Raw genomic sequence first — 25,901 nt, forward strand, 5'->3', positions numbered from 1 at the left:
TTTGGCTGTCATTGCGTGGGCGAATGCCTGATGAGGTCGCCCTGAACATGGAAACAACGGCTACGCTCGTGTTCGTAATTTGTCAAGCAAATGCTTGTTTAATTAATTTGACGATACTCACCAATCTTAGCGGGCCTTCCAGTTGTATAAAAGCCAGGGGCGCCGGCAAAGACTTTCAACGAAAACGGCGGAGCGGGTAGAGCGGGAAGGGAAGGGGTTCAAATCCTGATAAAAAGCTCTATATGAGACGCGAGCCCTGAAGGCAGGGAAGTAATCCGCGATGGCTTATGGGGAAATTTTCCCGATAATGCTGTGGCGGATTTGTGTTTCTGTCACAAGCTTCCTATAAGCCTTCAAATAATTCGGGAAACCGCCTGATGTTTCCTCAACTTGGCAGACCAGACTTGCTGGCGAGGCCAGATTTTCCCATTAAATGACCCGGAACGCCCATGATCCAGACGCCCTACTACCTGATCGACAAGACCAAGCTGAAGCGCAACATGGAAAAGGTTGCCTATGTGCGCGAGAAATCCGGCGCCAAGGCACTGCTGGCGCTGAAATGTTTCGCCACCTGGTCGGTGTTTGATCTGATGAGCGAATATATGGACGGCACCACCTCGTCTTCGCTCAATGAAGTGCGTCTTGGCCATGAAAGATTCGGCGGCGAAACCCATGCCTATAGTGTGGCCTATGCCGACAATGAGATCGATGAGGTCATCAGCCACGCCGACAAGATCATCTTCAATTCGATTGGCCAGCTCGAACGCTTTGCTGACAAGGCGTCGGGCATCAAGCGCGGGCTGCGCCTCAATCCGGGCATCTCGTCTTCGAGCTTCGATCTTGCCGATCCGGCACGTCCGTTCAGCCGTCTTGGCGAATGGGATGTGGCGAAGGTTGAGAAGGTCATGGATCGCGTGACCGGCTTCATGATCCATAACAATTGCGAAAATTCCGACTTTGGTCTTTTCGACCGGATGCTGACCGACATCGAACAAAAGTTCGGCTCGCTTCTCAACCGCGTCGAATGGGTCAGCCTTGGCGGCGGCATCCACTTCACCGGCGATGATTATCCGGTCGATGAGTTCTGCGCACGACTGAAGGCGTTTTCGGAAAAGTTCGGCATTCAGGTCTATCTGGAGCCGGGCGAAGCCTCGATCACCAAGACCACGACGCTGGAAGTGACGGTGCTCGACACGTTGTTCAATGGCAAGAACCTTGCCATCGTCGATAGCTCGATCGAGGCGCATATGCTCGATCTGCTGATCTATCGCGAAAAGGCGAAGATGGCGCCGAACAATGGCGAGCATAGCTACATGGTTTGCGGCAAGTCCTGCCTCGCCGGCGATATTTTCGGCGAGTTCACTTTCGACAAGCCACTTGCCATCGGCGACCGCCTCTCATTCGAGGATGCGGCCGGTTACACCATGGTCAAGAAGAACTGGTTTAATGGCGTGAAAATGCCAGCCATTGCCGTGCGTGAACTGGACGGCACGGTCAGAGTTGTCCGCGAATTTGATTACGCGGATTTTGAAGGGTCGCTTTCGTAAAGATCCTGTTGCGGCTTCACGCTGCAACGAACTCATGTGTTCCGAATGAGAAGGCAATCGGGACGGTCAATAGATGGCGGGAAACCGCTGGAAGAGGAAGCATCGACAGAAAATGAAGAAGAACGTTCTCATTATCGGCGCCGGGGGCGTGGCACAGGTTGTTGCACATAAATGTGCGCAAAACTCTGACATATTGGGCGATATCCATATTGCGTCCCGCACGGTTGAGAAATGCCGCAAGATTATCGATAGCGTGCATGAAAAGAAGAGCCTCAAGACGGAGGTGAAGCTGGAAGCGCATGCGCTGGACGCAATGGATGTGGAGGCCACCAAGGCCCTGATCCGGAAGACGGGCGTTCAGATCGTCATCAATGTCGGCTCGGCCTTCCTCAATATGTCGGTTCTTCGCGCCTGTATCGATACGGGCGTGGCTTACATGGACACCGCAATCCATGAAGACCCGAAGAAGATCTGCGAGACCCCGCCATGGTATGGCAATTACGAATGGAAGCACCTCAAGGAATGCGAAGAGAAGGGCATTACCGCCATTCTCGGCATTGGCTTCGATCCGGGCGTGGTCAATGCCTATGCGCGTCTTGCTGCCGACGACTATCTCGATGAAGTCAAATCCATTGACATCGTCGACATCAATGCCGGTTCACATGGCCGCTGGTTTTCGACCAATTTCGACCCGGAAATCAATTTCCGTGAGTTCACCGGCACGGTCTATTCCTGGCAGAACGGTGCCTGGCAGTCGAACAAGATGTTCGAAGTCGGCCACACCTTCGACCTGCCGGTCGTCGGTCCGAGCAAGGCCTATATGACCGGCCATGATGAAGTCCACTCGCTGTCGAAGAACTATCCGAACGCCGACGTGCGTTTCTGGATGGGTTTCGGCGATCACTATATCAACGTCTTCACGGTGCTGAACAATCTGGGCCTCCTGTCCGAACAGCCGGTCAAGACCGCCGAAGGTCTGGAAGTCGTGCCGCTCAAGGTAGTGAAGGCTGTGCTGCCCGATCCATCATCGCTGGCACCGGACTATACCGGCAAGACCTGCATTGGCGATTTCGTCAAGGGCACCAAGGACGGCAAGGAGAAGGAAGTCTTCATCTATAACGTTGCCGACCACAGGGACGCCTATAACGAAGTGGGTTCGCAGGGCATTTCCTACACCGCTGGCGTTCCGCCGGTTGCAGCCGCAATCCTCATCGCTTCGGGCGAATGGGACGTGAAGAAGATGGTCAATGTGGAAGAGCTCAATCCAAAGCCATTCCTCCACATCCTCAACCAGATCGGCCTGCCATCCCGCATCAAGGATGAAGACGGCGACCGCGCGCTCGACTTCGCATAAGCATGCGATCCGGATGAATAAAGAAAACCCCGCTTCGGCGGGGTTTTTATTTTCTCGATCCTCATCCTGAGGAGGCCCGCAGGGCCGTCTCGAAGGATCGAGGGGGGCGACGAATGACGGTGGAAGACCAGCGTTGCGGTGGCCGTTCCATCTGGACCTCGCCCTTCGAGGCTGCGCTTCGCTCCGCACCTCAGGGTGAGGGGTGTGGCGCTCGATAAAGAGGTCAGAAGAGCGCGGGTAAAGAAGGTGCGCGGGGGTGATTGAGATTCTGGTGATGACGAAACGAAAATGGTGTTTCTCGAGAACCGGAGCGGAATGTACTTCAGAGCGCATCCCGAAAAGTGTGAAACGGTTTTCGGGAAAGATGCGCGTGAAAACAAAGAATTAGAGCGCCGATCTGATCCAATCAGATCGGAACGCGCTCTAGGGTACATGAACAACGGAAGCGAAGAGAAGCGCCATTTGCAGACCGTCCGCGCCTGAACCTCAGTCGCCGCGCGGCCAGGTATCCGCCAGCCGGTATCCACCGGGAAACGGATCGCTTGGATCGAGCATAAGCTGCGAGGTTGCTGTCACCCATGCGCGACCGGAAATAATGGGGCTGATGGCTGGCTTGCCACCGAGTTCAAGCGTCTTGTCGAGCCGACAATGAAACTCCGTACCCAGCACGGACTTGCCGATGAATTTCTCACCAACCTCCATCTGGCCCTTGGCGTGCAGCACGGCCATGCGCGCCGAGCAGCCCGTGCCGGTCGGCGAGCGGTCGAGTTTGGCCGGGCGAATGGCAACGGTGTTCACGCCCGTCAGCACGTCGCCCTCCCGTGTTACTGGCTCGGTGATCTGGCAGAAGGAAATGTGGTTCCAGTCTTTTTCCGGGTGGCGGAAGCCCAGTTGTTCATTGGCAGCCTTGGTGATCTTCACGCCAATCGCGGCCAGTTCTCGCGCCCGACCCGGCTCGATCTTCATGCCGATATGCGCCGCATCCACAATGACGAAACTGTCGCCGCCATAGGCGGTATCGACAGTGATCGTGCCCAGTCCTTCAACTTCCAGCGATGCATCCAATCGGTCGGCGAAAGATGGAACATTGCGCACACTGATGCGCTCCGCCTTGCCGTTGCGGCATTCGGCTTCCACTTCGATGAGGCCACCTGGAGCTTCCAGCACCATGCGGGTTACCGGCTCCTGCATCGGGATGATGCCGCTGTCCAAAAGCACGGTCGAGACGCAGATCGAGTTCGAACCGGACATCGTCGGCGTATCCGCAGGCTCCATGATGATGAAGCCCATCTGCGCGCGAGGATCTTTCGGCGGCACTAGCAGATTGACGTGGCGGAACACCCCGCCGCTCGGTTCGTTGAGCACGAAATTGCGCAAGGTTTCGTCGCTGGCGATGAAGCGCGATTGTTCCCATACCGTTGCACCCGGAGGCGGAGCCACGCCGCCGACGATGACATCGCCGACTTCGCCCTCCGCATGACAGCCGACAATATGGATGACTTTGGTGCTGCGCATGACGCCTCCTGCGATTAATGCAATCATTCCTATCGGTTAGGCCATAAGCGTCAATCCTTTATCGGACAGGCAATGACGCTTTCGCGTCAGAATGAGGATTTGATTCCTCCATGTGTCTGGAGACGAAAAATCCATTTCGAGACGTGTTGCTTCTTTGAGCAAGTCTGATATCCATGTTGCTCTAATTTTGTGCAAATCGATGCGCAGCCCGCTTGGCTCCGGATCAGTTTCTGGAACATACACAACGTTCCCAATAGAAATTGAGCAACCCGAAAAGTTGGGGCGAAGTCGCTCTTGCAGCGACAAACGCCCTTAGCCGGCATGGGACGGTCGATGATCGTATTTCCGCGCCTCTTCTCAGATTGACATGGTCTCTGATGTTCCGGGGCGTGGCCTCATTCAAATGGAACATCCGGCGGGTTGACGGCCCCGGATGCTTCGGGGAGCGGACTATGGACAGGACAAACAATGCGGGCTTTGAGCAGCCCCATGAATCCGGCACGCAACGCTGGGGCAGGGAGATGGTCGCGGCGCTGACACTCGGCTGGCCGCTGATCTTCACCAATCTTTCGCAGGCCGCGCTGACGGCGACCGATGTCATCTTTATCGGCCGTCTCGGAGCGGACACGCTAGCCTCGGCTTTGCTCGCGACGAGCTTCTATCATACGCTGATGATCTTCTCGATGGGGCTTGTCTCGGCGGTGATGCCTATGATCGCCATTGCGCTTGGCAAGAACCGCCATTCGGTGCGTGATGTGCGCCGCACCGTTCGTCAGGGTTTCTGGACCGCAATCATGATCGCGGTCCCGGTCTGGGTCGTGCTCTGGCATTGCGAGGAAATTTTCCTGTTTCTAGGCCAGCGTCCGGACATCGCCGCCCGCTCGACGGATTTCATGCACACGCTGCAATGGGCGCTGTTGCCTTATCTGGGCTATATCGTGCTGCGCTCATTCTTTGCGGCGATGGAAAAGCCGATGTGGACGCTGCTCATTGCAGCCCTTGCGATCGGTTTCAACGCGCTTGCCGGCTGGACGCTGATTTTCGGCCATTTCGGCTTCCCGCGCATGGAATTGCATGGCGCCGGTATCGCTACCACGGCATCAAGCACGATGATGTTCCTCGGACTTGCCTTCATCACCCTGCGCCATCGCCGTTTCCGCCGCTATCACCTGTTCGGCCGTTTCTGGCGTCCCGACTGGGCGCGCCTGCTTGAACTGTGGCGTATCGGCATTCCAATGGCGCTCACTTTCGTGTTCGAGACCTCCATCTTCTATGCCGCGGTGGTCATGATGGGCCGCATCGGCCCGACGGCTATGGCGGCTCACGCCGTAGCGATCCAGATCGCATCGCTCAGTTTCATGGTGCCGCTCGGTTTCGGACAGGTGGCAACCGTGCGTGTGGGCCGTGCTTATGGCGCCGGCCACCCCAAGGCGATTGCCTATGCGGGCTGGAGTGCCTACGCGCTCGGTGTGGGCTTCATGGCAGTCATGGGGCTGCTTATGGTGCTCATCCCTCGCTTGTTCATCGGCGTCTTCCTTGATCTGCACGACCCGCAGAACCTGCCGGTGATGGAACTGGCCGTCACTTTCCTTGCGCTGGCCGCACTCTTCCAGATCGTCGACGGCGCACAAGCGGTCGCCGCAGGCATGTTGCGCGGCCTGCGGGATACCCGCGTGCCGATGTTCCTGGCTCTGTTTGGCTATTGGGGCGTGGGCTTGCCGCTCGGCGCATTGCTTGCGTTCAAGTTCGAACTTGGCGGTGTCGGTATCTGGCTCGGTCTTGCCGCGGGTCTCGGCATTGTGGCGGTGTTGATGACACTGCGATGGCGCAGGCATCTTGCACATGTTTCGGCTCGCCCTGCCTGAGCGCTCCAATAAAAAAGCCATACGCCCGGCGGGCGTATGGCTTTGACGATCTGATCCTGCGACTTACTTCGTCAGCGCAATGATGCGGTCGAGTGCAGCGCCGAAGCCTTTCAGCGAAACCTTGAAGGCAACCGGCTGGCTTGGGCTCAGGGCTGTCGTGGTGACGTTGATATTGGTGCCGGCCTTGAGGGCGGCAACCTGCTTGGCGTCGAAGCTTACTGGGGCCAGACAGCCCTGCGGCAGGCAGGTGGAGAAAGCGAGATTCGGCGCGGCGGCGTCATCGATCTTGAGGGCCGCGCCCTTGGCGAGATCAAGGCCGAACGGCATCAGCAGGACGCCTTCAACCTTGCCCGCGACATTGCGCAGTTCCGCCGTCAGAACGCGCTGGCCGGTCTGCGTGCTGCTCTGCTCCTGACGCATCACGCAGATGCTGGTGTCTTTCTGGTTCTGACAGGAAACAGTCCAGTCCTCATAGGTTTCCTGCAGGTTGCTGGCGCCGCCGGGAAGCGGGGCAGCAAAGGACGAAGCGCCTGAAATGGTTGCGAGCGTGAATGCAAGACCGATTAAACGATAGGTTTTCATAAATAGATTCTCTCTGAAATGAATGGCTCCCGGAGCCGTATACTCCGAGACAGTGTTCAAGAAAATGATATTGAGCATAAAATATTCGCGTCATCAACTGCGATCGTTGTTTGTATTTTAGTTATATAAATAGCTATCAATATATTTCTTCTTGTGCGGTTGCGTCTCCTGCGGTGCCAGGTTTTTCCCCGCGCCCCTTTTCCTCGCAAGGCGGGAACTTTAAAGTCATTGGCTGAAAGGTCGGCCTGGGACGCCGGGAGGAGAGAACGTGACACTACGCTACCAGATCGTTGCACTGGCGATTGTGCCGCTCATCGTGGCCATATTGACGGTCACGGCCTTTATTACCTGGCAATCGGCCAACCTGGTGCAGAGCAGCATCGCCACGTTCGAGAAGAATATGCTGAAAGCCAAGGAGACCGAGCTTCTCAATCTCACCAATCTGGCCCTTTCCTCCATACAGCAGATTTACGACGAAGCCGGTCCCGACGATACCACGGCCATGGAAAAGGTGCGCGAGATACTGACCTCGCTCGATTATGGTCGCGACGGTTATTTCTTCGTCTATGATTATGACGGCAATAATGTCGTTCATCCGCGCCAGACCTTCCGCCCGGGCCACAACTGGCTCGACCTCGTCGATCCGGACGGGGATCGCGTCATCGCCAATCTGATCGGCAAGGCCAAGGAGGGTGGCGGGCTGCACCAGTATAAGTGGGAAAAGCCGTCGAGCGGCGAAATGGCCGACAAGCTTTCCTTCGCGGTCGGTCTGGATAAATGGAAATGGATGCTGGGAACGGGTGTCTATCTCGATGACGTCTATGTGCAGACTGCCGCCGCTAATGCGGATTTTCGCGCCAATATCCGCACGACCTTCCTCATCGTCAGCCTGATCGCCGTTCCGGCTGTGATGCTCGTCTTCGCGACCTGCATGCTGCTCAACCTGCGTGAGCGGCGCATGGCGGATACCAAGCTGAAGGAACTGGCGCAGCGCATCATCGATACGCAGGAGGAGGAACGGGCGCGACTGGCGCGGGAGCTTCACGACGGCATTTCCCAAAATCTCGTCGGCGTCCGCTACGCCATCGACCTTGCGAGCCGTCAGGTGAGAATGGGCAGCGGGGGTGCGCCGCTTGCAATCGAAAAGGCATCGGACGCACTCAACGGCGCAATCAAGGAAGTGCGGCGGCTTTCGCATGATCTGCGTCCGCGCATTCTGGACGACCTTGGCCTGACCGTCGCGCTCAAGGCTCTGTGTGAGCATTTCTCTGAACGGACCGGCATTGAAACCCGGCTGGAAGCGGGCGGGTTGAGCGAGACGCTGAAGCCAGAGGCAAGCACTGCGCTTTATCGTGTCGTGCAGGAGGCGCTCACCAATGTGGAGCGTCATTCCGGCGCGAGTCAGGTGAACATCCGTCTCTGGGAAGCCGGTGGCAAGGTGACGATGACGGTTGCCGATGATGGCAATGGTTTCACCGCGCGTGATTTGAAGGATCCGCTTTCCGGACTTGGCCTGCGAAATATGCAGGAGCGGATGGCACATTTCGGCGGGGTGCTCTTGGTTGAAACCAGTGCAGATGGTACGCAACTGACCGCGCGCCTGCCGCAGTCGGCAACAGAAAGAAAGCGGGAACCGGAAGTCGCATGACGAATGAATGCAAGATTCGCGTATTGCTCGTGGACAACCACCCGCTGGTGCTGGACGGTTTGCGGGCTGTACTCGAAACCTATGACGATATTGATGTTGCTGGTGCGGCTTCCAATGCGCGGGCCGCTCTCGAACTGGCGCTCGCCGTCAACCCGGATGTGGTCCTGATGGATATCAATATGCCACTTCTTAACGGTATCGATGCCATCGAACTGTTCAAGAAGCAGTTTCCCGGCATCCGTATCCTCATGCTGTCCATGCACGACAGCCGCGAATATATCTCGACCTCGATCATGCGTGGGGCTTCGGGATATGTCTTGAAGGACGTGTCCACGGCAGAAATCGTGGCCGCCATTCATGCGGTCGCGTCAGGCGGAACATATTTCTCGTCCGGCGTTTCGGAAGCGCTGCTCGACAGCGGCGAGAGGAAGTCGGAAGGTTTGTCCGTTCGCGAGAACGATGTGCTGGTGCTGGTGGCCGAAGGCGGCAGCAATCGCGAGATTGCAATCAGGCTCGGCATTTCGGAAGCAACCGTTGAAACCCACCGCAAGAACATCAAGAAGAAGCTTGGAATTGCCAGCACGGCGGGGCTTACACGCTATGCCATAGAAAACCGGTTGCGCCTGTCTTCGCCATAACCGGCATCGGCCACGGACTGCTGATTTCGCCTTACCCACTAATGGGTAGTCCTTTGTTCCTTAGAACTTTCGTCCGCTTGCGAGGCGGATTCGCCGGTCCTATCATCCGCCCCAAAACCGCTTGAGGAGGCGGAACAGAAGGGGAGGAGCGATGTCAGTCTTGCTGGCGTTGTCGCGCGCTATCGACGCGGCCAATAATATCATCGGAAAATCCGTATCGTGGCTCATACTGGTGGCCGTGCTCATCAGTGCCATCAACGCGGTTTCACGCAAGCTGTTCAATGTCAGTTCGAATGCATGGCTGGAAGCGCAATGGTATCTGTTCTCGGCGGTCTTCCTGATCGCAGCCGGATATACGCTCTTGCACAGCGAGCATGTGAAGGTCGATCTTCTTTACAGCCGCTATTCGCGACGGACACAGCTTCTGGTTGAAATTTTCGGTACGATCTTTTTCCTTCTGCCTTTCTGCCTCATCACGATTTACCTCTCCTGGCCCATCGTGGAAGCAAAGATCGCCAGCGGCGAGACTTCCAACAATACCGGGGGGCTGGTTCTCTGGCCGGTCTGGGTGCTGATACCCATCGGCTTCGGCCTGCTTGCATTGCAGGGCATCTCCGAACTCATCAAGCGCATCGCAATCCTTCAAGGGCGCATACCGGACACGGTCGCCATTGAAGATGCGGAAGCCCAGGCGCTCTGAGGGGAACGGACATGATTGCTTTTATTGCGGAAAATCTCGCCCCGCTGATGTTCCTGTCGCTGGTGGTCGTGCTTCTGCTCGGCTATCCGGTTGCCTTCGCGCTGGCTTTCGTGGGCTTCGCCTTCGGTTTCGTCGGCATCGAAATGGGCCTGTTGCCGGTCAATCTGTTCGGGGCCATACCGGACCGCATCTTCGGACAGATGTCGAACGAGACATTGCTTGCCATTCCCTTCTTCACCTTCATGGGGCTGATACTGGAGCGAAGCGGCATGGCGGAAGAACTGCTCGATACCATCGGGCAGCTTTTCGGTCCCGTGCGCGGCGGTCTCGCCTTTGCCGTTATCGTCGTCGGCGCGCTTCTGGCGGCAACGACCGGCGTGGTTGCCGCTTCGGTCATTTCCATGGGGCTGATTTCGCTCCCGATCATGCTGCGCTACGGCTATGATCGCAAAGTGGCGAGCGGCACGATTGCCGCCTCCGGCACGCTGGCACAGATCATTCCGCCAAGCCTCGTTCTGATCGTTCTTGCCGATCAGTTGGGCCGGTCGGTCGGCGATATGTACAAGGGCGCGCTGGTTCCCGGCCTGCTGCTCGTCGGCTTCTACTGCGCCTTCATCATCGGCATGGCGATCCTGCGGCCCGATTCGGTGCCCGCGCTGCCGCCGCAGGCCCGCACCCTGAAAGGCTGGAGGCTGCTGCAGCGTGTGGTGATCTCGCTCGTCCCGCCGCTGGTGCTGATCTTCCTGGTGCTGGGAACGATCTTCATCGGCGTTGCAACGCCGACGGAAGGCGGCGCCATGGGCGCGGTCGGCGCGCTCTTTCTGGCCATTATCAACCGCCGCCTCAACATGACGATGCTGAAATCGGCGCTTTATGCCACGGCGAAACTGTCTTCCTTCGTTATTTTCATTCTGCTCGGCGCCCGCGTGTTTTCGCTCACCTTCTATGGCGTCAACGGACACATATGGGTCGAGCACCTGATGACCTCCATTCCGGGCGGCGAGATCGGCTTCCTGATCGTCGCCAACATACTGGTGTTCTTCCTGGCCTTCTTCCTCGATTATTTCGAGCTGGCCTTCATCATCATCCCGCTTCTGGCGCCGGTCGCCGACAGCCTCGGCATCGACTTGGTCTGGTTCGGCGTCATGTTGGCGGTTAACATGCAGACATCGTTCATGCATCCACCGTTCGGCTTCTCGCTCTTCTATCTGCGTTCGGTGGCGCCATCGCGTCCCTACAAGGATAAGGTAACGGGTGCGACCATCCAGCCGGTGACATCGGGTCAGATCTATATGGGATCGATCCCGTTCCTCTTAATCCAGCTTGTCATGGTCGGCATCATCATCGCCTTCCCGGGCATCGTGACCCACTACAAGAGCGGCCATCCGCAGGCCGATCCGGCCTCAATCCAGATCAATGTGCCGATGCCCGATGCCGGCGGCGGCAATCCGTTCGGCGCGGCTCCGCCACCTTTTGGAGCGCCCGCGCCATCGAACGAACCCTTGCCCGCGCCGTCATTCGGTTCGCCGCAGCCGAGCTTCGGGCAGGACAAGGACCAACAGCAAAAGCCTGCTCAATGAGGGGAAACGAGCATTGAGCAGGCCCAATAAAACCAGAACAATCTTTGGAGGAGACACATGAAACAGGATTTGAGCCGCCGTACATTTCTGACGAAGAGTGCAGCAATCGGCGCTGCCGCCGCAACGAGCGGAGCGGCGCTCGCAACTCCCGCAATCGCGCAGGAATTGCCGACACTGCGCTGGCGTCTGACTTCGGGCTTTCCGAACAATCTGGATACCATCTATGGCGGCGCGGTCTTCATGGCGAACGCCGTGTCGAAGATGACTGACGGCAAGTTCCAGATTCAGGTCTTCCAGGCTGGTGAAATCGTGCCGGGCCCGCAGGCCATCGATGCGGTTCAGGCCAATACCGTCGAAATGGCGCATACCTGCGGCTATTACTTCACCGGCAAGAACCCGGCCTTTGCCATCGGCACGGCCATCCCCTTCGGCATGAATACGCGCCTGCAGAACGCATGGCTCTATCACGGCGGCGGCAACGAGCTTTATAACGCCTTCCTCGCCGATTACGGCATCGTGGGTATTGTCGGGGGCAACACCGCTGCGCAGATGGGCGGCTGGTATCGCAAGGAAATCAAGAGCCTTGAGGATCTCAAGGGCCTGAAGATGCGCATCGCGGGTGTTGCCGGTGAGGTCATGTCGCGGCTCGGCGTCGTTCCGCAGCAGCTTCCGGGCGGCGACATCTATCCGTCGCTGGAGCGCGGCACGATCGACGCCGCCGAATGGGTCGGCCCCTATGACGACGAGAAGCTCGGCTTCTACCAGATCGCGCCTTACTATTATTACCCGGCCTTCTGGGAAGGCGGTGCTTCGGTGCACTTCTTCATCAACAAGCAGCAGTACGAAAGCCTGCCTGAGGCCTACAAGGTTGCGCTCAATACGGCTGCCGAAGCCGCGACCCAGAATATGATCGCGCTTTACGACGTGAAAAACACCGCTGCAATCCGATCGCTGGTGTCCAAGGGCGTAAAGCTTCAGCCATTGCCGCGTGACGTTCTGGATGCTGCCTACAAGGTCGCCTTCGAACTCTACGCGGAATACAACGAAAAGAATCCGGCATGGGCGAAAATCTATCCATCGTGGAAGAAATTCCGTGACGAAGGTTTCGAATGGTTCCGCGTCGCTGAATATACCTATGACAGCTATGTCTATGCGCAGCAGGCGGCAGGGAAGTAGCCGCTGACGGGGGTGGGCGCCGATCCGGTCGACCGGATCGAAACGCGCGCCAGATGCCGATGCTTGTAAACGGGGCCTTCGGGCCCCGTTTGTTTTATGTGTGAGGAAGTATAGAAATAGTTCGATAAAAATTGTTAGCTTGAATATATTGGAAATATTAATTGAGATATAAATTCTGAGTTATATAATTCTTATAAGTAAAGAAGTTAATAATTAGTGCTAAAATTGACACATATGCTTTCATAACGCAGTTTTATTCTAAAATTGGAATTGATGGTTTTGAATAATTCATTCTATCACGTCTCGTCTGAAAAATTCTGGAGATAGTGAAATGAAAATCAAGAGCTTGCTGTTCGGCTCGACTGCGGCGCTGGTTGCAACCACCGGGGCATATGCTGCGGATGCTATTGTAACGCCCGAGCCTGAGTCCGTTGAATATGTTCGCGTTTGTGATGCCTATGGTGCGGGATATTTCTACATTCCGGGTACCGAAACCTGCCTGCGCATCTCCGGTTATGTTCGTTACGACGTCACTGGCGGCAACAATGTCTACGGTCGCGGTTTTGTCGATGGTAACAAGGCCGATACGCGCCGTGATACCTGGGATAACAAGGCTCGCTTCACGCTGGACATGACGACCGTTTCGGAAACCGAACTGGGCACTTTGAAGACCTTTGCTGAAACCCGTTACGATTGGGGCAATGGTGTTGAGGGTTCGTCCGGTTCGCTGCGCTACGCCTATATCCAGCTGGGCGGACTGCGTGTCGGTCTTGATGAATCGGCCTTTGTTACCTTCCCGGGCTATCTCGGCAATGTCATCAACGATGACGTGATCCTCGCGGGCGGCTATCGCACGAACCTGATCAGCTATACCTTCACCGGCGGCAACGGCTTCTCTGCCATTGTGTCGCTCGAACAGGGCAACAATGACGATACGGATGGCAAATACGGCTTCAACGGCGTCATCAAGGATTACACGCCGCATGTCGTCGGTGGCCTGAAGTATGAAGCCGGCTGGGGCAAGATCGCGGGTGTCGCCGCCTATGATGCGCGCAACGAAGAGTGGGCAGGCAAGGTCCGCGCTGATGTGAACATCACGGACCGTTTCTCGATCTGGGCGATGGGCGGTTACAAGTCCAACAAGGACGAATACATCACGCAGACCGATGGAAATGGCAATGTGCTCGGTTCCGTCCGTGCAATCAGCAGCTTCTACGGCACCTGGGGTGGTGACTGGGCAGTCTGGGGCGGCGCGGCATTCAAGGTTACCGACAAGGCGATCTTCAATGCGCAGGCAGCCTATGATGGCAGCAAGACTTTCGCAGCCACTGCCAACGTAGCCTATGAAATGGTTCCGGGCTTCACGGTTACGCCGGAAGTTTCCTATACCAAGTGGCAGGACGACAAGTCCTACCTCAAGGGCAAGGACGCGTGGCAGGGCATGGTTCGCTTCCAGCGCTCGTTCTAACACATTTCCAGCAAACTGCGACGCGGTTTGCATAGGATATGCGAATGTTGATCCGGGAGGTTCGTCCTGGCCTCCCGGGTCTCTTCTTATGCCCGATTATCCGTTCACTTGGTGTAACGGAGATGAATTCATTTAAGTTTTGTTGCTATAGTATTTTATCGAATTGAATGAATATTATTGAAATGCAAGATGCATGCGGGAGATCGATGCATCGGTTTAACAAAATTGTAATTTGAATTTTTATATTCTTGTCATATGTTTAAGGAACCATTCGATAGCGTAGAAGGACTGCGCTGTTTTCAAGTCTGATCTCCAGTCGGAAGAATGGTACGGCGAGCTTCGGCTCGCCGTTTTTATTTGCATTCCAACCAGGGAAAAAGGCCGGGACGTGCCCGGCCTTTGGTCGATATGCAAGTGGTGGATATGCTGGTCGCCTATCGCGAAAGCTTCATGTGCCGGTTGACGTCCTTGTAGAGCAGGTAGCGGAACTTGCCGGGGCCGCCTGCATAACAGGCCTGCGGGCAGAAGGCGCGCAGCCACATGAAATCGCCGGCCTCCACTTCCACCCAGTCCTGATTGAGCCGATAGACGGCTTTTCCTTCCAGCACGTAAAGCCCGTGTTCCATGACATGGGTTTCGGCAAACGGAATGACCCCGCCCGGCTCGAACGTAACGATGGTTACATGCATGTCGTGGCGCAGGTCGTTCGGATCGACAAAGCGCGTCGTCGCCCAGGCGCCATTGGTGTCTGGCATGGGATTAGGCGCGATATCCTTTTCGTTGAGGAATAGGGGTTCTGGAACGTCGAGGCCATCGACATATTCATAAGCCTTGCGCACCCAATGGAAGCGGGCCGTAGCCGCGCCGTTGTTACGCAACGTCCAGCCGCTCTTCGGCGGCAGATAGGCGTAGCCGCCTTCGGTCAGCGTATGGGACTTGCCCGCCACCGTGACCGTGATCTCACCTTCGACCACGAACAGTACGCCTTCCGCGCCCTCATCCAGTTCGGCGCGATCGCTGCCGCCGCCCGGCTGCACTTCCATGATATATTGCGAGAAGGTCTCGGCAAAGCCGGAGAGGGGCCGCGCAATGACCCAGAGCCGCGTCTTGTCCCAGAAGGGCAGGAAGCTCGTCACGATGTCGCTGAATGTGCCCTTGGGAATGATCGCATAGGCTTCGGTGAACATGGCGCGATCGGTGAGGAGCTGCGTCTGCGGCGGCAGGCCGCCCGTCGGTGCATAATAGGTGCGATTGTTCTTGTCGTTGCCCATGTGGGGAATTCCTTATGTGAGAAGCTGATCCACGACGCATCAGAAGGTCAGCCGTGAAATCGTAAAATAAAAGCGCCCGAAAGCGAACCTCCGGGCGGCGGGGATCAATAAAGCGCTTCGGGCAGAATATCCTTGAGGCGCAGCAGGGCGATGCGTTCCACCTGAGCGCAGGCGGTTTCAAATTCCGTATCGCGATCATTGGAAACGCGGCGCTGGAAAGCCTCGAGGATTTCCTTTTTGTTGCGCCCCCTCACGGCGATGATGAAGGGAAAGCCGAACTTCGCGGTATAGGCATCGTTCAGTTCGGTGAAGGACTGTTTTTCCGCGTCCGTCAGCGCGTCGAGACCGGCGCCAGCCTGTTCGGCGGTCGATTCCGCGGTCAGGCGTTTTGCCTGTGCCAGCTTGCCGGCAAGGTCAGGGTGCGCTTTGAGCACGGCCAGCCGTTCCTCCGGCGAGGCGGCGCGGAACACCTTGGTCATGGCTGCGGCGAGACCCGAAGCGGTGTCTTCCTCCACGGTGAGGCCCTCATCGTAGGCACGTTCCGCGATCCAGGGTGAATGTTCGAAAATGCTGCCATAGCGTGCGACGAATGCGTTTTTTTCAGCGCTGGAAGGCACGACGTCCGCAACGGCCGGCTTGTAGTTTTCATGCCAGTGACGGGCGATATCGACGCGCTTGGCGACCCAGACCTTGTCATGGCTCTGCACGTAATCGAGGAAGCGTTCCAGCGCGGCCACGCGGCCCGGACGCCCGACAAGGCGGCAATGCAGGCCGACGGACATCATCTTCGGCGCGCCTTCGGCACCCTCGCGATAGAGCACGTCGAACGTGTCTTTCAGATAGGTGAAGAACTGGTCGCCGGAATTGAAACCCTGCGGCGTGGCAAAGCGCATATCATTGGCGTCCAGCGTATAGGGCACGATCAGGTGCGGCCCCTTCGGTCCCTGCACCCAGTAAGGCAGTTCATCGGCATAGGAATCGGCGGAATAGAGGAAACCACCTTCCTCCATCACCAGTTTCAGCGTGTTGTCGGACGGCTTGCCCTGATAGATGCCGAGCGGGCGCGAACCGGTAATTTCCGTATGAAGGCGCACGGCTTCGCGGATGTGCTCGCGCTCGATCTCTTCGGGAACGTCCTTATATTCCCACCAGCGCAGTCCATGGCTGGCGATTTCCCAATCCGCTTCCTTCATGGCGGCGACGGCTTCGGGGTTCCTCGCCATGGCAAGCGTCACGCCATAGACGGTTACGGGCATGTTGCGCCGGGTGAAGGCGCGCCACAGGCGCCAGAAGCCGGAACGGGCGCCATATTCGTAGATGGATTCCATATTGAGGTTGCGCTGGCCCTGCCAGGCTTGAGCGCCGACAATCTCGGAAAGCAGGCATTCGGACGCCGGATCGCCATCAAGAACGCAGCATTCGCCGCCTTCCTCGTAATTGACGACGAACTGCACGGCGATGTTCGCCCCTCCCGGCCAGCGCGGATCTGGTGTGTTGCGTCCATAGCCGACGAGATTGCGCGGATATTTCATTGCGGGTCTTCCCTCGTATTCGTTCGTTTTACCCATGATAATAAAGATTTATCGCTATTATTCCCCTTCAAAAATTTGAAAGACATCCAACGATAACCATCTTTCCCAATGCGCAGGATCGCGAAATACTGAATGCTGGGAACATGGTGTGGTTGCGGCCCCACAGCCGATGCCGATATCGGGCCGAAATAAACCACCGGAAATCAAAAGCTTGTAAGTTCTCCAGTCGGGACGGCAGGAGAATCGCAGAGCGGCAGGAGTGCAAATGGGTCAGGAAAAGAGCGGTGATGGCCGGTTGACGACGCATGTCCTCGACACGGTAAGCGGCAAGCCGGCAGCAAATCTGCGCATCGAATTGCGTCGCATCGAGAATCAGCAGGCAGAACCCATCCGTGAAATTCGCACCAATGACGACGGCCGCTGCAATGAGCCGCTGCTGTCGGGGGGAAACTTGCGGGCCGGTTCCTACGAGCTTCTGTTTCATGTCGGCGAATATTTCGGCAAGACTGACGATGCCGTACCGTTCCTTGACGTTGTTCCTTTGCGCTTTGGCATTTCAGACGAAAAAGCGCATTATCATGTACCGCTTCTCGTTTCGCCCTTTTCCTATTCCACCTATCGCGGGAGCTAAGCGCCATGAACCAGTCTGTGCACCAGTCTGTGCGACACACGATCCGCTTTCTTCTGAACGGTGAAAAGATCGAACTCGACCGTGTTTCGCCGACCGAAACGCTGCTCGATTATCTGCGGCTGTCCGCCAAGCTGCGCGGCACCAAGGAAGGCTGCGGCGAAGGCGATTGCGGTGCGTGCACGGTGCTGGTCGGCAAGATTTCCGACGGCAAGCTGGTTTATGAGAGCGTCAATGCCTGCATCCGCTTCATGGGTTCGCTGGATGGTTGTCATGTGGTGACGATCGAACATCTGCGCGGAGCGGATGGCGGTCTGCATCCCGTGCAAAAGGCCATGATCGAATTTCACGGCTCGCAGTGCGGTTTCTGTACGCCAGGCTTTGTCATGTCGCTCTATGCATTGTGGATGCGCGAACCGAAGCCTGCCGATGCCGAGATTGAAAAGGCATTGCAGGGCAATCTTTGCCGTTGCACCGGCTATGAGGCGATCATGCGCGCCGCGCGCGCCATTTCCGATTATGGCACGGCAACGGAAGATCCGCTCGCAGCCGAACGCGCGCTCGTGCTGGAACAACTGGCGGCGATGCGCGATGGCGTGCGGGTGGAAGTGGGCGAAGGCAAGGACCGGTTGATCGTGCCTGCCGACCTCGACGATTTTGCCACCATTCTGGCAGCGGAACCGAAGGCGACCATCGTCGCCGGTTCCACCGATGTGGGCCTTTGGGTCACCAAGATGATGCGCGACATTTCTCCGGTCGTCTTCATCGGCCATCTGGATGAACTGCGTTTCATGCGCGAGGAAAATGGTGTCATCACCATCGGCGCGGGCGTCACCTACACGGAAGCCTTCGGCTTCCTCGCCAGACGCATTCCCCAGCTCGGCCAGCTCATCAACCGCATTGGCGGCGAACAGGTGCGCAACATGGGAACCATCGGCGGCAATATCGCCAATGGTTCGCCGATTGGCGACACGCCGCCGCCGCTGATCGCACTTGGTGCAAAGCTCACCTTGCGCAAAGGGGCGGAGCGCCGCACCATACCTCTGGAAGAGTTCTTCATCGCCTATGGCAAACAGGACCGCGGGGCTGGCGAATTCGTTGAGGCCGTGCATGTGCCGGTGCCGGCGGAAGGCAGCCATTTTGCCATTTACAAGGTGTCGAAGCGTTTTGAGGAAGACATTACGGCGACGCTCGGCGCTTTCCATCTGACGCTCGACGCGGCAGGCAATGTGGCGACCGTTCGTATCGCCTATGGCGGCATGGCGGCAACGCCGAAGCGGGCAAGCGCGGTGGAGGCAGCACTGACGGCCAGGCCCTGGACAGAGGCGAGCGTTGAAGCGGCGCTGGAAGCCTATTCGCAAGATTATACGCCCTTGAGCGATATGCGCGCGACTGCCGAGTACCGGCTGCTCGCGGCGCGCAATCTGTTGCGGCGTTTCTTCGCCGAAACGGAAGGCAGTTACACGCCGCTGCGCGCGGCGGAAATCGCCGCGGCGTGAGGAGGCAATCATGAACAAGCATCCTGCAAACGCACTGAAAGCGGCCCGTATCGTCGGTGGTGTGGCGACCGACCAGAAGCACGATTCCGCGCACAAGCATGTCACGGGAACGGCTGTCTATATCGACGATATACCGGAGCCCGAAGGCACGCTGCACATCGGTCTCGGGTTTTCTTCCGTCGCACATGGTACTTTCAAGTCGATCGATTTGTCGGCGGTTCGCGCCGCTCCCGGCGTGATCGACGTGCTGACCTACAAGGACGTGCCCGGCGAGAACGATGTTTCGCCGTCAGGCATGCATGACGATCCGATCTTCGCCGTCGACAAGGTCGAGTTTCACGGCCAGCCGATCTTTGCGGTTATCGCCAAAACCCGCGATCAGGCGCGCCGCGCCGCACGTCTGGCGAAAATCGACTATGAGGAAGCAGCGGGCATCTATTCCATCGATGGGCTGGATGGTCTGAAGGACCGGCTTGTCACCACGCCGCTGACGTTGAAGCGCGGCGATGCACGCGCGGCCATCGATGCCGCACCGCATCGCATCAAGAACCGCATGTATCTCGGCGGGCAGGATCACTTCTATCTTGAAGGGCAGGTTTCGCTGGCTATCCCCGGCGAGGATGAGGACGTCACCGTCTATTGCTCCACGCAGGGACCGAGCGAAACCCAGCATCTGGTTGCCCATGCGCTGGGCGTTCCGAGCCATTCCGTGACGGTGGAAGTGCGCCGCATGGGCGGTGGCTTCGGCGGCAAGGAAACGCAGGCCAACCAGTGGGCGGCGATTGCAGCCATCGCGGCCAAGAAGCACAAGCGTGCCATGAAGATCAGGCTCGACCGCGACGAGGACATGACCTCGACCGGCAAGCGGCACGGCTTTGTCATCGACTATGAAGTCGGCTTCGACGATGAAGGCAATATTCTGGGCATCGATTATCTGTTTGCGCTCAATGCCGGGTTTTCGGCTGACCTTTCCGGTCCGGTCGGCGACCGCGCCTTGTTCCACTGTGACAATGCCTATTTCTTTCCGGCAGTTCATGCGCAGTCGGCGCCGCTTTACACGAACACAGTGTCGAACACGGCGTTTCGCGGCTTCGGCGGCCCGCAGGGCATGGTCGGTGCGGAACGTGTGATCGATGAAGTGGCTTTCGCTGTCGGCAAGGACCCGCTGGAAATCCGCAAGCGCAATTTCTACGATGAAATGGGTAAAGACGGCACGCGCAACGTCACGCCCTATCACCAGAAGGTGGAGGATTGCATTATCCAGCGCATCGTTGCGGAACTGGAGGAAAGCTCCGATTACGCAAAGCGCCGCGAAGCGATCCGCGAATTCAACGCCAAAAGCCGCTATGTCAAACGCGGCATCGCACTGACCCCGGTGAAATTCGGCATTTCCTTCACCAAGACGGAGTCCAATCAGGCTGGCGCTCTGGTGCATGTCTATAATGACGGTTCGGTGCATATGAACCATGGCGGCACGGAAATGGGGCAGGGGCTCCATATGAAGGTGGCGCAGGTCGTGGCCGAGGAATTCCAGATCGATATCGACCGGGTGAAGATCACCGCGACGACGACCGCCAAGGTGCCGAACACAGCGCCGACGGCAGCTTCTTCCGGGGCCGATCTCAACGGGATGGCGGCACAAGATGCTGCCCGCCAGATCAAGAAGCGCCTTATCCATTTCGCGGCCCAGCAATATCAGGTGCCGGAAGACCAGATCGTCTTTCTTCCCAACCGCGTTCGGGTCGGCAATCAGGAAATCAGCTTCAACGATCTCGTCAAGCAGGCCTTTATCGGTCGCGTGCAGCTTTCGGCGGCAGGTCACTACAAGACGCCGAAAATCCATTGGGATCGCGCCAAGGGCCGGGGCCACGCTTTCTACTACTATGCTTACGGAGCAGCCTGTTCCGAAGTTTCCGTCGACACTCTGACTGGCGAATATGTGGTGGAGCGCACCGATATTCTGCATGATACCGGGCGTTCCCTGAACCGCGCCATCGATATCGGTCAGGTCGAAGGCGGCTTCGTGCAGGGCATGGGCTGGCTGACGACCGAAGAACTTGTGTGGGACGACAAGGGGCGGCTTCGCACCCATGCGCCATCCACCTACAAGATTCCGCTGGCTTCCGACCGGCCCAAGATATTCAACGTGGCGCTGACCGACTGGTCGGAGGCATATGAGCCGACGATCCATCGCTCCAAGGCTGTCGGCGAGCCGCCGCTGCCGCTGGGCCTGTCGGTGCTGCACGCTCTGGCCGATGCTGTCGCCAGCGTGGCGGATTACAAGGTCTGCCCGCGTCTTGACGCGCCAGCAACACCGGAACGCGTGCTGATGGCCATCGAGCGGCTCCGCAAGCAAAAGGGCTAGAAAAATGCCGGGCGCACGTGACGATATCCGGGCTTTTCTCAACCGGCGTCCCGATAGCGTGCTGGTGGAAGTCACCGATGTGAAAGGTTCCGCGCCCCGCGATGCGGGGGCGTGGATGCTGGTTGCCCGCGATATGATCTTTCGGACCATCGGGGGCGGTCAGCTTGAATATATGGCTATCGATCATGCCCGGAAAATCTTGGCTGGCGGCAGGGACACACCCATGGACGTCCCACTCGGCCCGGAAATCGGCCAATGCTGCGGCGGACGGGTGGGCCTGAGCTTCAAACGTGTCAATCGCGGGCTCACCGACGAGCTTGTCGGCAAGGTCGATGCCGAAATAGCCACGCGCCCGCATGTCTATGTCTTCGGTGCGGGCCATGTCGGCGATGCGCTGGCAAGTGCGCTTTCGTTCACCCCCGTCCGGGTCGTTCTCGTGGATACGCGGGAAGCCGAGCTGATGGCCTGCGATGTGCCGGGCGTCGAGACCTGTCTGTCGGCGATGCCCGAGCAGGTGGTGCGTTCCGCCCCTCCGGGCAGCGCCTTCATCGTCCTCACCCACGACCATGCGCTGGATTTTCTCATCGTTACCGAGGCTTTGCAGCGGGGCGATGCCGTCTATGTCGGCATGATCGGCTCGAAGACCAAGAAGGCCACTTTCAAGAATTGGTTGAAGCGCGAAATGGGTAGCGACAATCTTTTTGAAAATCTCGTCTGTCCGGTCGGCGGAGCCGTCGTGAAGGACAAGAGGCCGGAAGTCATCGCAGCATTGGTCGCTGCCGAAGTTCTGACAGCAGTTCTGACCTCCGCACGTGTCTCGCAGCCCGCCTGATCCGGCAGGCTTTCTTTTAGCGTTCCTGAGGCGGCAAAGAAGTATAGAGCGGTGTCCGCCGCTCTATGCCAAAGCCTCGCGGATCAGTCGCTGGCACCGTTCCGTCATGAAATCGATGATGAGACGCACCTTCGGGTCCTGAAAGCGCTTGTGCGGATAGATCGCAGCTAGCTGGATCGGCGCGGGTGGGGTGTTTTCGAGGATGGGAACCAGCCGTCCGTCGCGGATATATTCCTTCACTTCAAACAGCGGCTTGTTGATGATGCCTCGCCCGCCGAGCGCCCATTGCGTCAATACGTCGCCGTCATCGGAGTCATAAGGCCCCGTGACTTCGAACTTGCGCAGGCCTTCCGCCGTTTGCAGGGACCAGTAATATTCCTTCGAGCCCGGAAAACGCAGCAGTAGACAGTCATGCTTGTCGCCCAGCAACTCGTCCGGTGACTGCGGAATCCCGTGTTTCTCAAGATATGCGGGCGCCGCGCAGATCACGCGTTCGCAATTCATGATGCCGCGCATGCGCAGGTTGGAATTTTCCAGAACGCCGAGCTTGAAAGCCACATCAACGCCTTCGCTCATGATGTCCACTTCATGATCGGAGAGGCGGAGTCGCACTTCAATGTCGGGATATTTGTCGTGAAACTCCGGGATTCCCGATGCGATCAGCCGTCTGCCGAAGCCAAGCGGCGCGGTGATGCGAATCGATCCCTTCGGATTTTTCGCAAGTTCCGCCACGGCCGCTTCCGCCTCATCCACGGCTTCGAGGATTTTCAATGCACCGTCATAGAATACGCGGCCATGTTCGGTCGGCGTGAGCTTGCGCGTCGTCCGGTTGAAGAGCCTCACTCCCAGGTGCTTCTCCAACTCCTTGATTCGATTGCTTGCAACTGCCGGCGATGCGCGCTGATCGCGGCCCGCCGCGGATAGATTTCCCAATTCGACAACGCGCACAAAAACGCGCAGATTATCAAGATATGACATACGTCCCCTCCACGATTGTCTAGATTTTTTTGAAAGTGCTGGTCGTGATGTGACGTTCCCTGAACCTGATTCCTTTGGCACATAATGCAACAACGAACAATGGGCTAAGAATTGGCTCAAGAAACGGGATAAGAAATGGGAGTCCCTGATGTATGATTTCGCCGTAGCCTGGGACTGGCTGGGCTTCGCAGCGCGGTGGCTGCACGTGATTACCGCGATTGCGTGGATCGGCTCGTCCTTTTACTTCATCGCGCTCGATCTGGGCTTGCGCCAGCGCCCCGGCTTGCCGGAAGGCGCGCACGGCGAGGAATGGCAGGTCCACGGTGGCGGTTTCTACCACATCCAGAAATATCTGGTTGCGCCCGCCGAAATGCCGGAACACCTGACCTGGTTCAAATGGGAATCCTACGCCACCTGGCTGTCGGGTTTCACGCTGCTCTGCATCGTCTACTATGCGGGTGCCGATCTCTACCTGATCGATCCGAACGTCCTCGACGTCTCGCGTCCCGTCGCCATCGGCATTTCGATTGCCTCGCTGGCCTTCGGCTGGATCGCCTACAACACGATCTGCAAGCTGATGCTCGGCAAGAGCGATACGCTCCTGATGGTCATTCTCTACTGTATTCTGATCGTGGTGGCCTGGGGCTATACGCACCTGTTCACGGGACGCGCTGCCTTCCTGCATCTGGGTGCCTTCACCGCGACGATCATGTCCGCCAATGTGTTCATGATCATCATCCCGAACCAGAAGATCGTGGTCGCAGATCTGATCGCTGGCCGCAAGCCGGACCCGAAATACGGCAAGATCGCCAAGCAGCGTTCGACCCACAACAACTATCTGACGCTGCCGGTTCTGTTCCTGATGCTGTCGAACCACTATCCGCTGGCTTTCGGGACGCAGTTCAACTGGATAATCGCCTCGCTGGTATTCCTGATGGGCGTCACGATCCGCCACTGGTTCAACACGCAGCATGCCCGCAAGGGCAGCCCGACCTGGACCTGGCTGGTAACGGTCATCCTGTTCATCGTCATCATCTGGCTCTCGACTGTGCCGAAGGTGCTGACCGGCGAGCCGGAAGAACAGAAAATCTCTGCCTTGCAGCAGTCCTTCATCTCGGACCCGCACTTTGGAAAAGTGCGGGATACCGTTCTGGGGCGCTGCGCCATGTGTCACGCCAAGGAGCCGGGCTGGGAAGGCATCATCGCGCCGCCGAAGGGCGTCGTGCTCGACACAGATCGGGATATCGCAGCCCATGCGCGTGAAATCTATTTGCAGGCAGGCCGTTCGCATGCCATGCCGCCCGCTAACGTTACCGGCGTGAGCGAGGAAGAACGCCAGCTTCTTGCCTCCTGGTACCAGTCCGCCACGCAAGGCTCGAAATAAGGACCAAGACCACAATGACCAAGCTTCTGATCCGCGGCCGCGTGCTGACCTTTCGTGACGAGCCGCAGAGTCTCGATGACAATGCCGCCTACCGCTATATCGAAGACGGCGCCGTTCTGGTCGAAGATGGCCGTATCCTGCGTCTTGGCGATTATGCTGAAGTCAGTAGCGAGGCAGGCAGCGACATAAAAGTCGCCGACCATCGCCCGCACCTGATCCTGCCCGGCTTCATCGATACGCATATCCATTACCCACAGACGCAGGTCGTCGCTTCCTATGCAGCCAATCTTCTGGAATGGCTCAACACCTATACGTTCGTGGCCGAGCAGAAATTCGCCGACGAGCAGCATGCGGAATTCATCGCGGAGCGCTTTCTGGACGAGCTGATCCGCCACGGCACCACCACGGCGGTCGCCTATTGCTCCGTGCATCCGCAGAGCGTGGATGCCTATTTCCGCGCCTCGCAGCATCGCAACATGCGCATGCTCGGCGGCAAGGTGATGATGGACCGCAACGCGCCGCCTGCCCTCTGCGACACTGCACAGTCGGGTTATGACGACACAAAGGCGCTGATCGCGCGCTGGCAGGGCAAGGGGCGCCTCGATTACGTGATCACGCCGCGCTTTGCCATCACCTCCACGCCGGAGCAGCTCGAAGCAAGCCAGGCGCTTGTCCGTGAGCACCCCGGCAACTACATCCAGACGCATTTGTCGGAAAACCACGACGAAATCACCTTCACCAAGTCGCTTTACCCGGATGCGCCCGACTATCTCGGTATTTACGAGCATTACGGCCTTCTGGGAAACAAGACCCTGCTCGGCCATTCCATCCATCTGGAAGACCGCGAAGTGCGCGTCATGGCGGAAACCGGCTCGATTGCCGTCTTCTGCCCGACCTCCAACCTGTTCCTCGGCTCGGGCCTCTTCGACCGCGACCGCCTGAAAGCATCGGGCGTGCGCATGGCGGTGGCGACCGATGTCGGCGGCGGCACGAGTTTCTCAATGCTGCGTACCATGGATGAGGGCTACAAGGTTCAGCAACTGCGTGGAAACCGCCTGAACCCGTTCCAGTCCTTCTACATGGCGACGCTCGGCAATGCCCGCGCGCTCTCCATGGAAGACAGGATCGGCACATTGGATGAAGGCACCGAAGCCGATATCGTGGTGCTGGATTCGTTCGCCACATCGCCGATGCGGCTTCGCATGGCGGCTGGCGCGACGCTGGAGCAGGAGCTGTTCCTGTTGCAGACATTGGGCGATGACCGCGCCGTCATTGAAACCTATGTGGCCGGCAAGCCGCTCAAGGCTGAACTATAAAGCTTCATCGCTGCGCTTCTTCC

The 25,901-nt window shown here is 57.9% G+C and carries 20 protein-coding genes; 15 read left to right on the forward strand and 5 right to left on the reverse strand.

Annotation, left to right across the window (positions count from 1 at the left end):
- Positions 1-449 precede the first annotated feature (449 nt).
- Together nspC and ABWW28_RS07440 are read left to right on the forward strand one after the other, a co-directional pair.
- On the forward strand, positions 450-1,547 hold the full coding sequence (gene nspC / locus ABWW28_RS07435; protein ID WP_006466092.1) for a carboxynorspermidine decarboxylase: 1,098 nt from the start codon (positions 450-452) through the stop codon (positions 1,545-1,547).
- A gap of 112 nt (positions 1,548-1,659) precedes the next feature.
- Positions 1,660-2,901, forward strand: a complete 1,242-nt coding sequence (locus ABWW28_RS07440) for a saccharopine dehydrogenase family protein (RefSeq protein ID WP_112670564.1) — start codon at positions 1,660-1,662, stop codon at positions 2,899-2,901.
- Positions 2,902-3,387: 486 nt separating this feature from the next.
- Here ABWW28_RS07440 and ABWW28_RS07445 read toward each other — a convergent pair whose 3' ends face one another.
- Positions 3,388-4,416: a trans-3-hydroxy-L-proline dehydratase gene (locus ABWW28_RS07445; protein ID WP_353390636.1), complete on the reverse strand. Its 1,029-nt coding sequence runs from the start codon at positions 4,414-4,416 to the stop codon at positions 3,388-3,390.
- A gap of 452 nt (positions 4,417-4,868) precedes the next feature.
- Here ABWW28_RS07445 and ABWW28_RS07450 point away from each other — a divergent pair, with 452 nt between their 5' ends.
- The gene (locus tag ABWW28_RS07450; protein ID WP_112670560.1) at positions 4,869-6,281 is read left to right on the forward strand and encodes an MATE family efflux transporter; all 1,413 of its coding nucleotides are present in this window, start codon (positions 4,869-4,871) and stop codon (positions 6,279-6,281) included.
- A gap of 63 nt (positions 6,282-6,344) precedes the next feature.
- Here the strand turns inward: ABWW28_RS07450 and ABWW28_RS07455 are convergent, their stop codons facing one another.
- On the reverse strand, positions 6,345-6,863 hold the full coding sequence (locus ABWW28_RS07455) for an invasion associated locus B family protein (RefSeq protein WP_353390638.1): 519 nt from the start codon (positions 6,861-6,863) through the stop codon (positions 6,345-6,347).
- 268 nt (positions 6,864-7,131) lie between these two features.
- Between ABWW28_RS07455 and mctS the strand changes: the two genes are divergently transcribed.
- From mctS to ABWW28_RS07485, 6 genes are all read left to right on the forward strand, one after another.
- Complete coding sequence (mctS, locus tag ABWW28_RS07460; RefSeq protein WP_353390640.1) at positions 7,132-8,511, forward strand: two-component system sensor histidine kinase MctS; 1,380 nt, start codon at positions 7,132-7,134, stop codon at positions 8,509-8,511.
- Positions 8,508-9,149, forward strand: coding sequence for a two-component system response regulator MctR (gene mctR / locus ABWW28_RS07465; protein WP_006466099.1), 642 nt, complete (start codon positions 8,508-8,510; stop codon positions 9,147-9,149). Before mctS ends, mctR begins: the two co-directional genes overlap by 4 nt.
- 151 nt (positions 9,150-9,300) lie before the next feature.
- Positions 9,301-9,849, forward strand: a complete 549-nt coding sequence (locus ABWW28_RS07470) for a TRAP transporter small permease subunit (protein ID WP_006466100.1) — start codon at positions 9,301-9,303, stop codon at positions 9,847-9,849.
- 11 nt (positions 9,850-9,860) lie between these two features.
- Positions 9,861-11,429, forward strand: coding sequence for a TRAP transporter large permease (locus ABWW28_RS07475; protein WP_006466101.1), 1,569 nt, complete (start codon positions 9,861-9,863; stop codon positions 11,427-11,429).
- 57 nt (positions 11,430-11,486) lie between these two features.
- The gene (locus ABWW28_RS07480; RefSeq protein WP_112670556.1) at positions 11,487-12,605 is read left to right on the forward strand and encodes a TRAP transporter substrate-binding protein; all 1,119 of its coding nucleotides are present in this window, start codon (positions 11,487-11,489) and stop codon (positions 12,603-12,605) included.
- Between the two features lie 331 nt (positions 12,606-12,936).
- A complete protein-coding gene (locus tag ABWW28_RS07485; RefSeq protein WP_006466103.1) occupies positions 12,937-14,073 on the forward strand; it encodes a porin in 1,137 nt (378 codons plus the stop codon).
- A 434-nt stretch (positions 14,074-14,507) separates the two neighbouring features.
- Here ABWW28_RS07485 and ABWW28_RS07490 read toward each other — a convergent pair whose 3' ends face one another.
- Together ABWW28_RS07490 and puuE are read right to left on the reverse strand one after the other, a co-directional pair.
- A complete protein-coding gene (locus ABWW28_RS07490; RefSeq protein WP_112670554.1) occupies positions 14,508-15,344 on the reverse strand; it encodes a bifunctional allantoicase/(S)-ureidoglycine aminohydrolase in 837 nt (278 codons plus the stop codon).
- A 104-nt stretch (positions 15,345-15,448) separates the two neighbouring features.
- Positions 15,449-16,876 (reverse strand): allantoinase PuuE, encoded by a 1,428-nt coding sequence (gene puuE, locus ABWW28_RS07495; protein WP_112670552.1) that lies wholly within the window; start codon positions 16,874-16,876, stop codon positions 15,449-15,451.
- A 265-nt stretch (positions 16,877-17,141) separates the two neighbouring features.
- Here puuE and uraH point away from each other — a divergent pair, with 265 nt between their 5' ends.
- The 4 genes from uraH to xdhC are packed head-to-tail and all read left to right on the forward strand — an operon-like array spanning position 17,142 to position 22,200.
- Positions 17,142-17,507 (forward strand): hydroxyisourate hydrolase, encoded by a 366-nt coding sequence (gene uraH, locus ABWW28_RS07500; protein WP_006471036.1) that lies wholly within the window; start codon positions 17,142-17,144, stop codon positions 17,505-17,507.
- A 17-nt stretch (positions 17,508-17,524) separates the two neighbouring features.
- Positions 17,525-19,003, forward strand: a complete 1,479-nt coding sequence (gene xdhA, locus ABWW28_RS07505) for a xanthine dehydrogenase small subunit (RefSeq protein WP_278388839.1) — start codon at positions 17,525-17,527, stop codon at positions 19,001-19,003.
- A 10-nt stretch (positions 19,004-19,013) separates the two neighbouring features.
- Positions 19,014-21,368, forward strand: coding sequence for a xanthine dehydrogenase molybdopterin binding subunit (xdhB, locus tag ABWW28_RS07510; protein ID WP_112670548.1), 2,355 nt, complete (start codon positions 19,014-19,016; stop codon positions 21,366-21,368).
- Between the two features lie 4 nt (positions 21,369-21,372).
- Positions 21,373-22,200, forward strand: coding sequence for a xanthine dehydrogenase accessory protein XdhC (gene xdhC, locus ABWW28_RS07515; protein WP_353390642.1), 828 nt, complete (start codon positions 21,373-21,375; stop codon positions 22,198-22,200).
- Positions 22,201-22,263: 63 nt separating this feature from the next.
- Here the strand turns inward: xdhC and ABWW28_RS07520 are convergent, their stop codons facing one another.
- Positions 22,264-23,178, reverse strand: coding sequence for a LysR family transcriptional regulator (locus tag ABWW28_RS07520; protein ID WP_112670544.1), 915 nt, complete (start codon positions 23,176-23,178; stop codon positions 22,264-22,266).
- A gap of 148 nt (positions 23,179-23,326) precedes the next feature.
- Here ABWW28_RS07520 and ABWW28_RS07525 point away from each other — a divergent pair, with 148 nt between their 5' ends.
- A complete protein-coding gene (locus tag ABWW28_RS07525; protein WP_112670542.1) occupies positions 23,327-24,562 on the forward strand; it encodes a urate hydroxylase PuuD in 1,236 nt (411 codons plus the stop codon).
- 14 nt (positions 24,563-24,576) lie between these two features.
- A complete protein-coding gene (gene guaD, locus ABWW28_RS07530; RefSeq protein ID WP_112670540.1) occupies positions 24,577-25,878 on the forward strand; it encodes a guanine deaminase in 1,302 nt (433 codons plus the stop codon).
- Positions 25,879-25,901 lie beyond the last annotated feature (23 nt).

It is taken from the genome of Brucella sp. NBRC 14130 (assembly GCF_040371715.1).
GTDB lineage: Bacteria > Pseudomonadota > Alphaproteobacteria > Rhizobiales > Rhizobiaceae > Brucella > Brucella intermedia.

What these genes read in the sequence shown, in the direction of transcription:
- ABWW28_RS07475 (WP_006466101.1), top strand. Translation starts at nt 9,861, where the DNA reads ATGATTGCTTTTATTGCGGAAAATCTCGCCCCGCTGATGTTCCTGTCG.
- ABWW28_RS07470 (WP_006466100.1), top strand. Translation starts at nt 9,301, where the DNA reads ATGTCAGTCTTGCTGGCGTTGTCGCGCGCTATCGACGCGGCCAATAAT.
- ABWW28_RS07455 (WP_353390638.1), bottom strand. Translation starts at nt 6,863, where the DNA reads ATGAAAACCTATCGTTTAATCGGTCTTGCATTCACGCTCGCAACCATT.
- ABWW28_RS07485 (WP_006466103.1), top strand. Translation starts at nt 12,937, where the DNA reads ATGAAAATCAAGAGCTTGCTGTTCGGCTCGACTGCGGCGCTGGTTGCA.
- ABWW28_RS07525 (WP_112670542.1), top strand. Translation starts at nt 23,327, where the DNA reads ATGTATGATTTCGCCGTAGCCTGGGACTGGCTGGGCTTCGCAGCGCGG.
- ABWW28_RS07450 (WP_112670560.1), top strand. Translation starts at nt 4,869, where the DNA reads ATGGACAGGACAAACAATGCGGGCTTTGAGCAGCCCCATGAATCCGGC.
- mctR (WP_006466099.1), top strand. Translation starts at nt 8,508, where the DNA reads ATGACGAATGAATGCAAGATTCGCGTATTGCTCGTGGACAACCACCCG.
- xdhB (WP_112670548.1), top strand. Translation starts at nt 19,014, where the DNA reads ATGAACAAGCATCCTGCAAACGCACTGAAAGCGGCCCGTATCGTCGGT.
- ABWW28_RS07480 (WP_112670556.1), top strand. Translation starts at nt 11,487, where the DNA reads ATGAAACAGGATTTGAGCCGCCGTACATTTCTGACGAAGAGTGCAGCA.
- uraH (WP_006471036.1), top strand. Translation starts at nt 17,142, where the DNA reads ATGGGTCAGGAAAAGAGCGGTGATGGCCGGTTGACGACGCATGTCCTC.
- puuE (WP_112670552.1), bottom strand. Translation starts at nt 16,876, where the DNA reads ATGAAATATCCGCGCAATCTCGTCGGCTATGGACGCAACACACCAGAT.
- ABWW28_RS07445 (WP_353390636.1), bottom strand. Translation starts at nt 4,416, where the DNA reads ATGCGCAGCACCAAAGTCATCCATATTGTCGGCTGTCATGCGGAGGGC.
- ABWW28_RS07490 (WP_112670554.1), bottom strand. Translation starts at nt 15,344, where the DNA reads ATGGGCAACGACAAGAACAATCGCACCTATTATGCACCGACGGGCGGC.
- nspC (WP_006466092.1), top strand. Translation starts at nt 450, where the DNA reads ATGATCCAGACGCCCTACTACCTGATCGACAAGACCAAGCTGAAGCGC.
- guaD (WP_112670540.1), top strand. Translation starts at nt 24,577, where the DNA reads ATGACCAAGCTTCTGATCCGCGGCCGCGTGCTGACCTTTCGTGACGAG.
- xdhC (WP_353390642.1), top strand. Translation starts at nt 21,373, where the DNA reads ATGCCGGGCGCACGTGACGATATCCGGGCTTTTCTCAACCGGCGTCCC.
- ABWW28_RS07520 (WP_112670544.1), bottom strand. Translation starts at nt 23,178, where the DNA reads ATGTCATATCTTGATAATCTGCGCGTTTTTGTGCGCGTTGTCGAATTG.
- ABWW28_RS07440 (WP_112670564.1), top strand. Translation starts at nt 1,660, where the DNA reads ATGAAGAAGAACGTTCTCATTATCGGCGCCGGGGGCGTGGCACAGGTT.